This window comes from Gilvimarinus japonicus, from assembly GCF_042847215.1.
Lineage (GTDB): Bacteria > Pseudomonadota > Gammaproteobacteria > Pseudomonadales > Cellvibrionaceae > Gilvimarinus > Gilvimarinus japonicus.
Genome location: NZ_AP031500.1, coordinates 1,365,802 through 1,380,745, shown reverse-complemented (window position 1 = coordinate 1,380,745; position 14,944 = coordinate 1,365,802). Strand labels below are relative to the sequence as shown.

Annotated in this window: 12 protein-coding genes; 4 read left to right on the top strand and 8 right to left on the bottom strand. The window is 55.4% G+C overall.

Translation table 11 applies throughout. The features are described from left to right. Positions 1 to 290: 290 nt before the first annotated feature. From ACGHAD_RS05765 to ACGHAD_RS05755, 3 genes are all read right to left on the bottom strand, one after another. Positions 291 to 3,431 (bottom strand): efflux RND transporter permease subunit, encoded by a 3,141-nt coding sequence (locus ACGHAD_RS05765; protein ID WP_382416498.1) that lies wholly within the window; start codon positions 3,429 to 3,431, stop codon positions 291 to 293. Then, positions 3,428 to 4,819: an efflux RND transporter periplasmic adaptor subunit gene (locus tag ACGHAD_RS05760; protein ID WP_382416500.1), complete on the bottom strand. Its 1,392-nt coding sequence runs from the start codon at positions 4,817 to 4,819 to the stop codon at positions 3,428 to 3,430. Before ACGHAD_RS05760 ends, ACGHAD_RS05765 begins: the two co-directional genes overlap by 4 nt. A 62-nt stretch (positions 4,820 to 4,881) precedes the next feature. Continuing rightward, a complete protein-coding gene (locus tag ACGHAD_RS05755) occupies positions 4,882 to 5,277 on the bottom strand; it encodes a hypothetical protein (RefSeq protein ID WP_382416502.1) in 396 nt (131 codons plus the stop codon). 195 nt (positions 5,278 to 5,472) lie between these two features. Here ACGHAD_RS05755 and ACGHAD_RS05750 point away from each other — a divergent pair, with 195 nt between their 5' ends. Both ACGHAD_RS05750 and ACGHAD_RS05745 read left to right on the top strand, forming a co-directional pair. Next, positions 5,473 to 5,667 carry a type II toxin-antitoxin system VapB family antitoxin gene (locus ACGHAD_RS05750; protein WP_382416504.1) on the top strand — a complete coding sequence of 65 codons (195 nt, stop codon included), beginning with the start codon at positions 5,473 to 5,475 and terminating at the stop codon, positions 5,665 to 5,667. Positions 5,668 to 5,672: 5 nt separating this feature from the next. Next, entirely contained in the window at positions 5,673 to 6,062 is a 390-nt protein-coding gene (locus ACGHAD_RS05745; RefSeq protein ID WP_382416506.1) for a PIN domain nuclease, read from the top strand. 44 nt (positions 6,063 to 6,106) lie between these two features. Here the strand turns inward: ACGHAD_RS05745 and ACGHAD_RS05740 are convergent, their stop codons facing one another. Then, positions 6,107 to 6,766, bottom strand: coding sequence for a TetR/AcrR family transcriptional regulator (locus tag ACGHAD_RS05740; RefSeq protein ID WP_339616258.1), 660 nt, complete (start codon positions 6,764 to 6,766; stop codon positions 6,107 to 6,109). Between the two features lie 91 nt (positions 6,767 to 6,857). Here ACGHAD_RS05740 and fabF point away from each other — a divergent pair, with 91 nt between their 5' ends. Further along, the gene (gene fabF / locus ACGHAD_RS05735) at positions 6,858 to 8,123 is read left to right on the top strand and encodes a beta-ketoacyl-ACP synthase II (protein ID WP_382416508.1); all 1,266 of its coding nucleotides are present in this window, start codon (positions 6,858 to 6,860) and stop codon (positions 8,121 to 8,123) included. Between the two features lie 248 nt (positions 8,124 to 8,371). On the opposite strand, the gene ACGHAD_RS05730 is transcribed toward fabF, so the two are convergent. The 4 genes from ACGHAD_RS05730 to mrcB all read right to left on the bottom strand — a co-directional run bounded on the left by ACGHAD_RS05730 (position 8,372) and on the right by mrcB (position 13,465). Then, positions 8,372 to 8,905, bottom strand: a complete 534-nt coding sequence (locus tag ACGHAD_RS05730) for a hypothetical protein (protein ID WP_382416510.1) — start codon at positions 8,903 to 8,905, stop codon at positions 8,372 to 8,374. Between the two features lie 194 nt (positions 8,906 to 9,099). Continuing rightward, complete coding sequence (locus ACGHAD_RS05725; protein WP_382416512.1) at positions 9,100 to 9,873, bottom strand: hypothetical protein; 774 nt, start codon at positions 9,871 to 9,873, stop codon at positions 9,100 to 9,102. Positions 9,874 to 10,529: 656 nt separating this feature from the next. Further along, positions 10,530 to 11,060 (bottom strand): tetratricopeptide repeat protein, encoded by a 531-nt coding sequence (locus ACGHAD_RS05720; protein WP_382416514.1) that lies wholly within the window; start codon positions 11,058 to 11,060, stop codon positions 10,530 to 10,532. Positions 11,061 to 11,119: 59 nt separating this feature from the next. Further along, a complete protein-coding gene (gene mrcB, locus ACGHAD_RS05715; RefSeq protein ID WP_382416516.1) occupies positions 11,120 to 13,465 on the bottom strand; it encodes a penicillin-binding protein 1B in 2,346 nt (781 codons plus the stop codon). A 165-nt stretch (positions 13,466 to 13,630) separates the two neighbouring features. Here mrcB and ACGHAD_RS05710 point away from each other — a divergent pair, with 165 nt between their 5' ends. Next, positions 13,631 to 14,629, top strand: a complete 999-nt coding sequence (locus tag ACGHAD_RS05710; protein ID WP_382416518.1) for an adenosine kinase — start codon at positions 13,631 to 13,633, stop codon at positions 14,627 to 14,629. Positions 14,630 to 14,944: the final 315 nt, after the last annotated feature.

The window sequence follows — 14,944 nt, the reverse complement described above, 5'->3', positions numbered from 1 at the left end:
TGAATGCTGGAGGCAGAAAGGCCGGCCTGGGCCGCTCCCTGTCGATACGGCCCGCAAAAATCGGTTGGAGTAAGGGAACCCGCAGGGCCAGACGCCGGGGTGCGCTTTTCGTCCCTTTTCCGTCGCATTACAAAAAGGGACTCGCCCGCCCGGCGACCGAAGGCAAACAAAGCCTTAACCAACCAATGTAATCGTATGGCACCCAAAGCACTACGTAAGTAACTAAACCACTGGATACCGGGACAAGCCCGGTATGACAAGATGCGATACCGCTCAAAGCTGACATCCCCCTACCCCTTAACCCCAGCCTGCCGCCAAAGCAAATATACCGCCGGCAACACCAACAACGTAAGCACCAAGGTGGTAAGAGTGCCCCCCACCATAGGCGCGGCGATACGCTGCATAATTTGCGAGCCGGCCCCCGAGCCGAACATAATGGGCAGCAAGCCGGCAAACAGCGTGCACGCTGTCATAACGATAGGCCGCAACCTTAAGCCCGCGCCTTGCAGCACGGCCGACTGTACATCGGCGCGGGTTAGCTCGCGGCCCTCTTGCATGCATTGTTCGGATACCTCCCGGTACGCGATATTCAGGTACACCAACATCAACACGCCTATCTCAACCGCCACACCCGCCAGTGCAATAAAGCCCATCGCGACCGCCACGGATAAGTTGTAGCCCAGAGCCATCAACAACCAAACGCCGCCGAGCAAGCCAAAAGGCAACGTCGCCAAGATGATAATTACCTCAGTAAGGCGTCTAAAGTTGAGGTACAGCAGCAATACAATAATGCTTAAGGTCATGGGCAGCACCAGCATTAATCGCTCGCGGGCGCGCTCCATATATTCGTACTGGCCGGCCCAAGTCAGTGAGTAACCGGCCGGTAAGTCCAGCTCGCGCTCAACCCGCTGTTGCGCCTGCACCACATAGTGGCCGAGGTCGGTGTCTTGGGTATCCACCAACACCCATCCGTTAAGCTGAGCGTTTTCACTTTTAATCGCGGCGGGGCCGTCTTCGACCACCACTTGGGCCACATCGCCAAGCGCCAGCTCGAGGCCACCGTCGGTGACAATGGGTAACGACTCAAGCGCCGTGGGTGATTCGCGGTACGCCTGCGGGTAGCGCAAATTTACCGGGTACCGCGCCGAGCCCTCAACCGTTTGCGTCACCATCGCGCCCCCCACGGCGGTGTTAACCACGGCTTGCACATCGGCAATATTTAACCCAAATTGCGCGGCTTTGACGCGGTCGATATCAATGCTCACATAACGGCCGCTGGCGACACGCTCGGCGTAGACCGACGCCGTGCCTGCCACATCACCTAATATACTTTCAAGCTGCTCACCAATCTCGCTAATGATGGTTAAGTCCGGCCCGGCGATTTTAATGCCCACCGGGGTTTTAATGCCGGTGGCCAACATATCGATGCGGGTTTTAATGGGCATCACCCAGGCATTGGTCAAGCCCGGAAAGTCGATAAGCGCGTTAAGCTCTTGGCGCAATGACTCGGGCGTAACCCCTGCGCGCCACTGATCGCGCGGATGAAATTGAATGACGGTTTCGATCATCGTTAGGGGCGCGGGATCGGTGGCGGTTTCGGCACGGCCAATTTTGCCGAACACTGTGTCCACCTCGGGCAGGGTTTTAATTAATTTATCGGTTTGCTGCAAAATTTGCCGCGCCTCACCAATGGACAAACCCGTGTAGGTGGTGGGCATGTACATTAAATCGCCTTCATCCAGCGGCGGCATAAATTCAGAACCCATTTTTTGCGCAGGCCACAAGCCTACCAGCATTAACATCAACGCTAACAGCACCACTGTTTTTGGGGCGCGCAGCACCGCCGCCAGTACGGGCCGGTACACGGCCACCAACAAGCGGTTAAGCGGGTTTTTTTGTTCACCCAAAATGCGCCCGCGAATAAAATAACCCATTAACACCGGTACCAGCGTTACAGCTAAACCGGCGGCGGCAGCCATGGCGTAGGTTTTGGTAAACGCCAGCGGACTGAACATTTTTCCCTCTTGTGCCTCTAGCGCAAACACCGGTAAAAAGCTGGCAGTAATAATCAACAGCGAAAAAAACAGCGCCGGCCCAACCTCGGCGGCGGCGGTTGCCACCAGTTGCCAGCGCCGCTCGCCGGTGATTGGCCCGCCGTTTTTTTCCTCGGCGCGTTCCAGATGCTTATGTAGGTTTTCAATCATTACCACCGCGCCATCGACCATAGCGCCAATGGCAATAGCCACACCGCCCAGCGACATAATATTGGCGTTAATGCCCTGTAGGCTCATTACGATAAAGGCGCAGAGAACACCCAGAGGCAAGCTAATTGCCACCACTAAGGCCGAGCGAAAATGGAACAAAAACAAAGCGCAGATTAGCGCCACCACTAAAAACTCTTCGGCCAGTTTGTGATACAAGTTGTTAACGGCGGATACGATCAGGCGGGAGCGATCATAGGTGGTAATCACCTCAACGCCGTTAGGCAAACTTTTTTGCAATTCGTTTAAACGGCTTTTTACATCGGCAATTACGCGAGCGGCATTCTCTCCGCTGCGCATGACCACAATACCGCCGGCTACTTCGCCCTCGCCATTGAGCTCGGCAATACCGCGACGCATTTGCGGCCCAGAGCGAACCTCGGCAACGTCGCCCAACAACAGCGGCGTGCCACTGTCGCTTAAACCCAGTGGCACGTGACGCAAATCATCGAGGCTTTGTACATACCCGGATACCCGCACCATATATTCGGCTTCGGCCATTTCTATAACCGATGCGCCGGTTTCTTGGTTGGCGCGAGCAATGGCGCTGCGCACATGATCCAGCGGCATTTGGTAGGCGCGCAGTTTGTTGGGGTCGACTACCACCTGATACTGCCGCACCATACCGCCCACGCTGGCCACCTCGGCAACGCCCGATACAGCTTGCAGCTCAAACTTTAAAAACCAATCTTGCAGGCTGCGCAATTGCGCCAAGTCGTGCTGGCCGGAGCGATCCACCAGCGCGTAGTTAAACACCCAACCTACGCCCGTAGCATCGGGGCCCAGTTCGGGTTTAGCGCCGTTTGGCAACTGACCACTCACCTGACTTAAATATTCCAACACCCGCGAGCGGGCCCAGTACAAGTCGGTGCCCTCCTCAAAAATAACGTAGATATAAGAGTCGCCAAAAAAAGAGAAGCCACGTACCGTGCGTGCGCGGGGCACCGAGAGCATCGCCGTAGTTAACGGGTAGGTCACCTGATCTTGCACCACTTGCGGCGCCTGCCCCGGGTAACTGGTTTTTACAATCACCTGCACGTCGGACAAATCGGGAATCGCATCAACCGGGGTTTGGTATAGTGCCCGAACCCCCACAGCCAGCAATACCAAGCTTGCCAAAATAACAGCGCCACGATGTTTAACCGAGGAAAAAATTAACACGCGAATCATGGCGCCACCTGCGGATGTTCAAAGCCACTGTGATTCATCCCGTCATGGCTCATGGTAGAGTGGTGATCCATTTTATGATGGTCCATTGCTTGATGATCGTCGGTTTTATGGCCCTCGCCTTTATGATCTATCTCCTGCGGTTGCTCAGCTTCTGAATCGTTGGCGCGAGCGGCCTCGCCCTCCCCTATACGTGCCAGCTCGGCATCAATGTTAGATTCAGAATCAATTAAAAACTGAGCATTCACCACCACCCGATCCCCGTCGCGCAAACCATCGAGAACCTCAGTGTTACCGCCCGCGCTGCGTCCTACTCGCACAGGGGTTGAGCGATATACATCATCGCGCACCTGGCGCACCACCCGGGTCGATTGCCCGGTACGAATAACCGCACTGGTAGGGATAACTAACGTATTTTCGGCAGGCGCCGCCGCGATGGCTAAATCCACCAGCATATTGGGCTTTAAGCGGCCATCGCTGTTGGGAAATACAATGCGCGCTTTAACCGTGCGGTTGGCGGCGTTAAGCACCGGGTACACGTAATCGATTTCGCCTAGCCACTGTTCGCCGGGATAACTGCGGCTGGTAAGCGTTACCGCCTGGCCTTGATGCAACAAGTCCGCACTGCGCTCAAACACCTCGGCCAGCACCCACACATCATCCAACGTGCCGATGGAAAGCGTGCTCTGGTCAAGCTCGACGTAACTGCCGTTAGAGATACTAATGGCCGCCACATAGCCATCTCGATCGGCGTAATAAGACAACTGCGGGCGCAGCTTACGCTCGCGGGCAATGGCGGTAATCTCCCGTTCGCTAACACCCTGAGCCTTTAGTTTTAACGCGGCCGATTGCGCCAACGCCGTGTGGTTACCGTTAAGCGCCGATAAGTACTCTTGCTGAGTGTTTAGAATCTCTGGCGAGTAAAACTCAAACAGCTTTTGTCCCTTGCGCACCGGATCGCCCTCGGCCACCACAGACAACTCGGATACCCAGCCGGTCGCGCGCAAATGAAAGTGCCGCAACGCCTGTTGATCAAAACCCACAAACCCAACCGCGGTTAGCGGCGTCACCATAGTGGTGCGTTCAGCCCGCGCGGTGCGCAGCCCCAGGTGTTGCTGCACCTGGGGGGCGATACTGACCTCGCCCGCTGCAGGGCTTTTATCGCTGGCGTACACCGGCACTAAGTCCATCCCCATAGGCGACTTACCCGGCCCGTCACGCCTAAAGCTGGCATCCATGGGCGCCACCCAATACAAAGGCTCGGGCTCAGCGGGTGCAGCCGGGGCGCGATCTTGCGCCGATGGAATTACAACAGCAGGAAAATAAATGCCGGCGCCATAGCCCAGCAGTGCAACAACGGCAATCGTCGCCGCCATCAAAAACTTGTTCATACGGAGTATTCACCCAATCGTTAACGGTTAACCGCGCAAAACGCGGACGTAACTGTGCTGTATCAGGCGAAAATGGGTGGGCGTAAACGGTTGGCAGCGCGCAAATCGGCCGCAATAGAAGGGGTCAAGACAAATTTGGAGCCAGAGCTGGCACTCAGCACTAAAGCCGGTGCCGGTAAAATGGCCACCGCGCTGGAGCAAACCGCAGGGCAACAACAGCCGTTATCGCAGCTGTGATCGCGATTTGTATCGGCCATGGGCTGCGAATCAACACTAGCGACGTGATGCATAGCGTGGCCACCGTGCTCCGCACTTGCCATAGCACTCATAGCCTCTGAGTCGCAATGCGCCATATCGGCCGGCCCCATCACAGAAGCAGCAGACGCCGCACTACCGGCCAACGCCTGAAAGGCGATAACCAGTACGAGTACAAATTGGCGTAACTGCTGTTTTGTCATGGGGTGAGTATACCACCACTTTTTAGCGATGACGTAGCGCTTGAGCTTTAGGTTTAATGGAGCCTATCAATGTGATAACTATCGTGGCACAGAGATAACGGGCAGGTTTAAAGCGTAGCGGAAACTCTGTCACAGTTGACGCAACCTCAATGTGTATATACCCTAAATCTATACACATAGACGGAGTTCGGAGCCATGAGAACCAATATTGAAATCGACGACAAGCTAATGAGTGACGCGCTTCAAGCCACAGGCCTAAAAACCAAGAAAGAAGCGGTAGAGCTGGGCCTTAAGACATTGATTAAACTGAAAAGGCAGGAGGGGATCAAGCGCTTTAGAGGCAAGTTAGAATGGTCGGGTGACCTAGACGACATGCGCCGTGTCTCGTGATTCTCGTGGATTCCAGTGTTTGGATTGACTATTTCAGCGGCAACGACTCCACCGAGGCCGACTTTCTTGACCGTACCCTAGGAAATCGCGCCGTCGCTATTGGCGATCTGATACTCACGGAAGTTCTGCAGGGCTTTAGGCACGAAAAGGACTACAAAACGGCCAAAAGCCTTCTGTTGGAGCTGACCGTGTTTGAGCTTCTCGGGAAGAAAATCGCTATAAAGAGCGCCGACAATTTTCGCAAGCTGCGCAAAAAAGGCATCACCATTCGCAAAACCGCCGACGTGATCATTGCCTCCTACTGTATTGAGCAAAACCTTCCCTTACTATTCTCAGATAAGGACTTCCAACCCTTCGTAGAACACTTAGGCCTGCGGAATGCTGCATACATTTAACGCCGCACTGCAGCGAGCTTGTCCGCTGTAATGTTTGTTAGCATTTACGTAGTCGCTTCTTGCCCCACGCTGCCCAGCATACCTTCCACCTCGCTCTCTTTAACGCCGAGCATCTGTAGAATGTTGCGCTGAGCGACATTTAGGATGTGGTGGCGTTCCTGCCCGATAGGGAGGCTTTTGGCGATGGCTACGGCGCCTATCAGAGAGGCAAGAATGGCGCGAGACTTGTCCGCGATAACCTTGCGGTCGGGGTCGATGGGGAGTTTCTTCAAGCGACCCAGCGCGATGAGGCGGGTTTCCAACATCTTCTTCATGCGTAAGTATGAAGCTTCGAACAAGGTACGGATCTCGGCGTTCTCGTTACCGATTTCATTAAACAGCACCGATTCAGGCCCCGGCGTGCGCGTTCGTTCCAGCTCCTGAAGGCTGCAGCAGTTGGCCACCAGCTCCGTCAGGTGCTGCACCGACAGCGGCCCCTTAACCAACCTGGCCGCACGGCTGCGCTCCAAGGTTTCTCGTACCGAGGCGTGATAAAGCGCTTCCTTCGATGCAAAGTGCGCGTAGAAAGCGCCATGAGTCATCTTGGCAAGCTTCATGATCTGGCCGAGAGAAACCTTCTCGAAGCCCTGGCGGCTGAACAACTCGATAGCCGACTTGAGGATGCGCTCTCGCGACTTGGCCTTGCGATTTGTCGGATAGGCCATGGTGTTCTCACTTTCTCACGCTGAATATTATCTTGATCATATCAAGCCTGATGGTAGCGTAGCACAACACTAACCATGCAGGAAAACCACTATGCAATCACCGCTCGTCATCACTGGCATGGGCACAGTCAACCCCCTCGGCAGCGGCGTTAAGGCAAGCTGGGAGCGTCTTCTGGCTGGTCGTTCCGGAGTTTCTTTAATCAGCCGATTCGATACCGCCGATTTACCCATCAAGGTGGCCGGCTCGGTCCTTGGCATCGATGAAGATCCGGAAGCGGGCCTTGACCCAGATCGCGTGGCCAATGCAAAAGACCGCCGCAAGCTGGAGCTGTTCAGTCTATACGCTTTAGCTGCCGCCGAAGAGGCACTGACCCAAGCCAATTGGTTCCCGTCGAGCGACGCGGATCGACTGGCCACCGCGACCATTATAGGTTCTGGCATTGGCGGCTTTCCCACCATAACCCAAGCGCAAAACACGTTGTCGACGCGCGGCCACCGCCGCCTTTCGCCTTTCACTGTGCCGGCTTTTCTCGCCAACTTGGCGGCGGGGAATGTCTCCATTCGTTATGGCTTGCGCGGGCCGTTAGGCTGTCCCGTTACAGCCTGTGCAGCCGGCCTGCAGGCAATAGGCGACGGTATGCGCTTGATACGCAGCGGCGAGGCGGAAGTAGCGTTGGTAGGCGGTGCGGAAGCCTGTATCGATCCGCTGTCGCTTGCCAGCTTTCACGCCATGAAGGCGCTATCCACCGAACAGAACGATCCCACCTGCGCGTCACGCCCCTTCGATCAGGCGCGCAATGGCTTTGTCATGGGGGAGGGAGCAGGAATGCTCGTGATCGAGACCTTGGCCCACGCCGAGGCACGCGGGGCAACACCGTTGGCCATGCTCAGCGGCTACGGCACCAGTGCGGATGCACATCATATTACCGCTGGCCCGGAGGACGGCAGTGGTGCGGCGGCGGCCATTCGGGCGGCGCTGCGAATGGCCGGGCTGGCTCCCGGCGCGATCAATCACATCAATGCTCATGCCACCTCGACGCCGGTCGGCGACCGAGCGGAAATAGCGGCACTACGCAACGCCTTCGGCGGCGCACTTGCCGGCATTCCGATCTCCGCAACTAAGTCGGCCACGGGCCACCTACTCGGTGCCGCTGGCGGAGTGGAAAGCATTTTTTCTGCCTTATCGGCAATGCACAACCGGCTGCCCCCTACCCAGAACCTGAAAGATGTCGACGAGGGTCTAGATGACTTGGACTTTGTCTCCGACGCCGCGCGCGAACACCCGACACAGCACGTGCTATGCAATGGATTCGGCTTTGGCGGGGTGAATGCTGCTCTGATCGTCAGCAAAATATAGAAGGTAGGAACCCGAGACCAAGCGCTGCCCATCGGTAGGCAATCAGAAGAAGGCGTCAGCATGTTCGGCAGCTCCGTCGCCCAACAGCCCCTGGGACTGCCCGTCCCGGCAATGCGTCAGTGAAGGCCTGGCCTACCTGCTAACGTCTTACTCAGTTGCGCAGCGTTTGAAGTGATTGTTGTGCAAAAATTAGCGTAGCGAATACACAAAAAAAGAACGTAGGCCGCTGCGCCAACTGGAGCAATTTGTTATCTTTTTTCAGCTGATGCCTCTTCAGCAATTTCCGCCATTTCCCCAACAGCGCTCGAAAGAGTGCTCTCTGCAAATTGAATAAACCTGATCTCCCAGGTACTTGGCATCGGCACATGCGGTTCCATTACTAAGATGGCACTTAATACTCCATTGTTTCCAGTGTCCGTTTTGCATACTCTACCTTTTCCTTCGAGGAGCGAATGCCCAGCAAGCGTTACCTTTTGTCCAGAATCTATCATCTTCAAGGGCTTGGAGTCATCGTAAAGGTTGATTTTAAAATTTCCATTCTTAACGGAAGTAATCTCCCCATGCGAAACAAAGCTATTTCCATGGGCCAGTCCTTGAGATAGAACCACCTTTCTTCCCTCGCTAATTTCTAAACGAAAGACGCGTACAGTATCCCGCGTATATATAGCCTCCCAAACCCCGTTCATTGTCGCTCTGGAGACCTTTGGGCAGGGATCTTTTCCAGCAAGGGCTATACCTGGAAACAAGCTAGCTAATGACAATGTCAATAAAATTTGCTTCATAAGATAACGTCCGCTGATAGATTTGCTGCATGTGTTGCGCTGACCAGTTGAGATCAAGCGCACAACAAGAAGTAATTCGCCGGTCCGGCGACGGAGGGCACACAAAGTAGTAACCAACCAATGCTCTTCATGCCAAGACCCGGGTAACTGAATGGTTGATTTGACGCTTACGTTATTTGGCTTTTTTTTCTCCATTAGCGATTGTTCGTGTAGGACGATGCAATTGCTGCTTTCAACATCTCCCGAAGAAAGTTAGATACCGCATTGTAGTAATCCGAGTATCTACTCTGGGTAATATGGATCTTCTGGCCTTTCAGGCTACGTAGCGCACCTGAGGATTCCGCAGCTCTCTCGTCGATTATCCCGCCACGATGTAGCAAGCAGTTCCTGACTGAGTTTGCCTCCTGCAACGTCGAAAGCACATTCCTTCTGCAAGCGATGTCGATTCCGAATACCCCTAAGACTTTAACGTAAAACTCTCCGACTTTCAGATCCTTCCGTAACGTTTTTTCGATTCGGTGATAGAGGCGACCAGCGTCTTCCTCGGATAACGGACCCGGCTCAAATGCATTTGTCTTGACTCCGGCTTGAGCAACCAAGCCGAGAGCGTTTTTATCCTTCTCCAGTACGAGACTCACGGTATTTTCAACTGCCACTTCTAGAGCGCCCCAAACACCTATAATACTGTGACTGTTCACAATACCGAAGTCGTTCTCTTTGAGTTTTTCTGCGTTCTTACTAAGGCTTGGCGTTTCCGTGAGTAGTCGGTCGATCCCGCGCACTGCCTCATCAGCGCCGTGCGTCTCAAGAGTTTCGCGCGCTGCGCGGAGTAATGGCTCGCTGCCTTCGAGAACAATAATGCTTCGATTTAACGTACCTGCGACGATTGCTTCCTCGGCCACGAAGCCGATTGCTCTCCCTACTGGACCGATGATCCAATTTAATGATTCCCTATCATTCACTTTCATAAGACTCCCTGCAAAGTCTGGCTGCTACACGATGACCAATAAAAGCTTATTAGTGTGCGAGCTGCAAAGTGCGCTCGGCAACCAATATCCGGTAGAGTTTGACTTAAGAAGAGGCAGAAAGATTTTGATGGAAAAGGGTATAACAGCATTTTCTGACAGTTCCTTGTCTGACAAAAGTAATCGTGGACTTATTTTTATCGTAGAATATTACGCCAAGACAACAAACACAATCATCAACCTAAACCCGCTACGAAGTGCCGCTTTTGGGGCCCCTGCAGCCAGCCGAGCGCAGGCCTATTTTAGGGGGTAAGCACGCATGGACGCGTGCGCAAGCATCGCCACGCCATGGAGGGCGTGTCGATGCGGCCCGCTAAAATGGCTGGGTGAGGCCCAGCGTTTGCAAAGCGCTGCTTTGCGCGTAGCCGAACGACGGCAAGCTGTGCTTGCAGGCAGGGCGCGAGGGAACCCGTAGGGCTGAGATGCCGGGGTGCGCTTCTTGGTTACTTCTTGCCGCATCGCAAGAAGTAACTCGCCCGCCCGGCGACTGAGGGCACACAAAGCAGTAACCTACCGATGTAATCGTATCCCACCCAAAGCACTCCGTAGATACCAAAGCCGCTGGATACCGAATCAAGTCCAGTATGAAGGGATCCCAACTACAACTCGCTCAACACCCCCCGCAACGCAGCATCCACCGTGTGATCATCACGGCTATAACGCAAACCCTGTTGCGCAAACTGCTGCGCTTGATCGCGATTACCCAAGCGCTGGTAGTTTTCGGCCAGTAATAAATACACCGCCGGGTTACGGCGATCAATACGCAGCGCGCGCTCGGCGCTGGCAATGGCGCGGCTGTAATCGCCATTGCGGTATTCCGATCGGCCTTGCGCCAACAACGAATCTACTGCCGAATTACGGCGCGCTGGTACGGCTGCCTCTGGCTCCTCGACCGGCTCAACCACCCGCCAGCCGCTGTTATTACGCTGTTCGCTGTCAGCATCAGAGCTGCCAGTGTCCGTGTCATCACGGCGGGGCTGCTCTGGGGCGGGAGCTTCCATACCGGGTACGCGTACGCTGGTGCCACTATCCTCTACCGGCGCGCCGCCATTGCTGCCCATCTGGCTGGCACAGCCACTCATTAACACAAGCGCCAACACCGATCCGGCTTTATTTACCATACTCTTCATAATTCTCGCCTAACGTATTTCGCCCAAACCTGAATCACCTAAGCTTGAGCCAAATTAAATTAATTCCAAAAACGATGCCACCAGCTATTTTCGCGCTGCTGCTGATCTAACCGGCAGTCAACCGCTTGGCTTGGGGCAAAGTCAGTCTCTAGCGGCAGCCAAATGGCACCTTCGCAGCCCTCGGCACTTAGCGCGCCGGTGGCGTGATCCAACCAATCAAAGCTAACCCCGTCGGGGGGCGCTAAATTAACGCCGCGAGTGGGCAGCACCGTCATTAAGTCGGCCCACACTTGCAGCGCCCCGCCACTGCCGGTGAGCGGCGTGGCCGAATTGTCATCGCGACCGACCCAGACTACCGCTAAATGCTCACCGCTAAAACCGGCAAACCAGCTATCGCGCTGATCGTTGGTGGTGCCGGTTTTACCCGCCAGCGGTAAATCGGCGGGAAACAAATTGTATACCCGACGCCCGGTGCCCTCGCGCAATACTGCCTGCAAGGCATATTGCAGCTCAAACGCACTCTCGGGCCTAAAGCGCTGCTCGATACGCAGCGGATAGCGTTTTAGCGGCTCGCCAGTGGCGGTGAGCACGTCGCGAATGGCACGCAGCGGCGTGTAACTGCCCTCGGCGGCCAGCGTGTGGTAGACCCCGGCCACCTCGTAGGGCGACATCTCGACCGAGCCCAGCGTCATGGCCGGCACCGGCGGTATGTAACCGTCAAACCCGGCGCGCTCTAAGGTATCGGCCACTTGCCCCAACCCCAGCTGCATGCCGAGCCGCGCTGAAGCCTGGTTGTACGAGTGCACCAGTGCCTCGATTAAAGGCACCTCGCCATGGCTGCGGCGACTGGCGTTTTGCGGCTGCCACAATTGGCCGTCGTCACTGGTGACGGTGACTGGCTCATCCGAGATGGTGGTACCCAAATTGTATTGGGTGGGCTGCTCAAGCGCGGTTAAATAAACAAACGGCTTCATCAATGAGCCAATCGGGCGATGGGCATCCAGCGCGCGGTTAAAACCAGCGTAGCGCGGGTTTTTATCGCCCACCAGCGCTAATACCTCACCGGCCCCCACCGAGGTGACCAGCATGCCCGCTTGTAGATTTTCTACCTTGTGCTGCGACTCTAGCGATTTTAAGCGCTCGGCTACGGCTTTTTCGGCTTGGCGCTGCACCATGGGCGAAAGCGTTGTAAAGATGCGCAGGCCTTCACTTTTTAGATCTTCCTCTTGGTACTCTTCGGCCAACTGACGTTTAACCAGCTCGACAAACGCCGGGTACGTGGTTTGAGCGTTGCTGCCAGGCTCGACCACGCCAAGAGAGGCGGCCTTAGCGCGGCTAAACTCATCGTCATCAATCAGGCCTTCGCGGTGCATCACCATCAAGACTAAATCGCGACGCTTTTTAGCGCGCTCGGGGTTGCGCCAGGGGTTGTAATAAGAAGCGCCTTTAACCATGCCCACCAACAAGGCCACCTTGGGTGTGTCTAGCTCGGACACTGGCTGGCGAAAATAGTACTGCGAGGCCAAGGCAAAACCGTGTATCGCACGCGCCCCACTCTGCCCCAAATACACCTCGTTAACGTAGGTTTCTAAAATCTCTGATTTGCTGTAGTGCAACTCCAGCAAGATCGACATCACCGCCTCTTGGGCTTTGCGGGTCAGCGAGCGCTCGTGGGTTAAGTAAAAGTTTTTAACCAACTGCTGGGTTAACGTACTACCTCCCTGCACCACATCGCCGGAGCGCAAGTTCACCCAAGCGGCGCGGGCAATGGCCACTGGCGACACACCGTGGTGATCGAGAAAGTTTTTGTCTTCGACCGCGAGTAACGTCTCGCCCAACAGCGGAGGCAAATCCGATAGCTGCACCAACAAGCGATCTTCTTGCGCCGTGGGGTAGATACCGCCAATTTGCTCGGGCTCAAGGCGCATAAGGGCCAAAGGCTTATCGCCACTCATTAAACGCGACACCTGACCTTGGCTTACGGTTAAGCCAAAACGGCGGGCTTTATCGCGGCCATCCCAAAACTCAAAGCCGCGACTGTACACATCGTAACCAACGCGCCCACCACTGGCGTGGCGGCTGACCTGCCCCGGGGCCGACACACGGCTCACAAACCGGTAGCCCAGTGCATTTAGCTCACTTTCAAACAGGGTCGGCGTTAAGGCCATCCCCTCATACAACTCCAGCGGGCGGGCGTACACCCGCGCCGGCAGCGACCACTTTTTACCGTCAAATTTGTCGCGCACCACAAAATCGAGATACACCACCCACAAGCCGGCGGCAATAACGGCAAAGCCCACGGCGTACCAAAGCCACAGTTTTAGCAGCGCCCTGCCGTGCCGGCCTTTAGGGGCAGCTTTTTTGCGAGATTTGCGGCGCGGAGCGGGAGTACGGCGTTTGGTCATAGACAATTCTGTATTGGTGGCAAGCGGATTACTCGCACTTTGATTAGAGCGCGCTTATTTTGCATAATGTGCGGCCAAATACAACGCTGGCGCGTGATCTATTCGACGACTGCGAACATTTAGCGCCCCAACCCCGATACTTAACCCCTGAATACAAGGCTCACCATGACTGATCAATACCACATCTATGGCATCGGCGCCGCGCTGGTAGACACCGAAATTACCGTTACCGACGACGATCTAACCCGCATGGGCGTAGATAAAGGCGTGATGACTCTAGTCGATGAAGCCCGCCAAGCCGAGCTTATCGGCTACCTGCAAGACCACGACATCGCCTCGCAGCGCGCCAGCGGCGGCTCGGGGGCCAACACGATTATTGCCGCCGGTTATTTTGGCTGCCGCAACTTTTACTCCTGCAAAGTGGCCGGCGACGAAAACGGCGAGTTTTACCTCAACGATATCCGCGATGCCGATGTGGTCTACCCAAGCACCCTGGGCAGTCACGAGGGCATTACCGGCAAGTGCCTGGTGATGATTACCCCCGATGCCGAGCGCACCATGAACACCTTTTTGGGCATCAGCGCCACGGTATCGGTGGCCGAGCTAGACGAAGCCGCCATTGCCGCCTCGCAATGGGCCTACATCGAAGGTTATTTGGTCAGCTCCGACACCGGACGCGCCGCCGCCATTAAACTGCGCGAGCTGGCCGAAGCCAACAACACCCGCACCGCCCTGAGCTTATCGGACCCGGCCATGGTGAAGTTTTTTGGAGATGGCCTAGCCGAGATGATCGGCGGCGGCGTTGATTTACTGTTTTGCAACGGCGATGAAGCGCTGGGCTATACCGGTACCGAAACACTGGAAGATGCCATTGCCGCGCTTAAGCCCATCGCTAAAACCTTTGCCATTACCTTAGGTGCCAAAGGCTCGGTGGTTTTCGACGGTAGCAACCTGCTTGAGATTGCCACCGAACAAGCAAAAGCCATCGATACCAACGGCGCCGGCGATATGTACGCGGGGGCATTTTTGTACGCATTAACCCAAGGTGAACCAATGCAGCGGGCGGGCGAATTTGCCAACAAGGCTGCGACTAAAGTGGTTACCCAGTACGGTCCGCGCTTGCGTGCTGAGCAGCATGAAGAGTTAAAAGCACAGTACTTTTAAGTGCTGTGCTTTTAATTTAAGAGTGGAGGCTGCCGCTGACGCGGGCTTTATTTATAAGCTCGCATCGCCGAGCGTGGCGAGTAACTTTTCTTTGTTTGGCCAAAGCAAAGTAACCAAAAGAAAGGCCACCCCGGCGTCTGGCCCTAACGGGTTCCCTCACTCCAACCCATTTTAGGGGGCCGCATCGACAGGCAATCCCTTGCCTGACGATAGCTTGTGCAAACATCCTTGTTTGCTTACCCCCTAAAATAGGCCTCCGTTCGGCTCAGCCGCAGGGGAGCTCAAAAGCGGCGCTTCGTAGTAAAGCTCGCCTTT

Bases quoted from the DNA above. Each gene is read 5' to 3' on its own strand.
- ACGHAD_RS05765 (WP_382416498.1), bottom strand. From the start codon at position 3,431: ATGATTCGCGTGTTAATTTTTTCCTCGGTTAAACATCGTGGCGCTGTT.
- ACGHAD_RS05760 (WP_382416500.1), bottom strand. From the start codon at position 4,819: ATGAACAAGTTTTTGATGGCGGCGACGATTGCCGTTGTTGCACTGCTG.
- ACGHAD_RS05755 (WP_382416502.1), bottom strand. From the start codon at position 5,277: ATGACAAAACAGCAGTTACGCCAATTTGTACTCGTACTGGTTATCGCC.
- ACGHAD_RS05750 (WP_382416504.1), top strand. From the start codon at position 5,473: ATGAGAACCAATATTGAAATCGACGACAAGCTAATGAGTGACGCGCTT.
- ACGHAD_RS05740 (WP_339616258.1), bottom strand. From the start codon at position 6,766: ATGGCCTATCCGACAAATCGCAAGGCCAAGTCGCGAGAGCGCATCCTC.
- fabF (WP_382416508.1), top strand. From the start codon at position 6,858: ATGCAATCACCGCTCGTCATCACTGGCATGGGCACAGTCAACCCCCTC.
- ACGHAD_RS05730 (WP_382416510.1), bottom strand. From the start codon at position 8,905: ATGAAGCAAATTTTATTGACATTGTCATTAGCTAGCTTGTTTCCAGGT.
- ACGHAD_RS05725 (WP_382416512.1), bottom strand. From the start codon at position 9,873: ATGAAAGTGAATGATAGGGAATCATTAAATTGGATCATCGGTCCAGTA.
- ACGHAD_RS05720 (WP_382416514.1), bottom strand. From the start codon at position 11,060: ATGAAGAGTATGGTAAATAAAGCCGGATCGGTGTTGGCGCTTGTGTTA.
- mrcB (WP_382416516.1), bottom strand. From the start codon at position 13,465: ATGACCAAACGCCGTACTCCCGCTCCGCGCCGCAAATCTCGCAAAAAA.
- ACGHAD_RS05710 (WP_382416518.1), top strand. From the start codon at position 13,631: ATGACTGATCAATACCACATCTATGGCATCGGCGCCGCGCTGGTAGAC.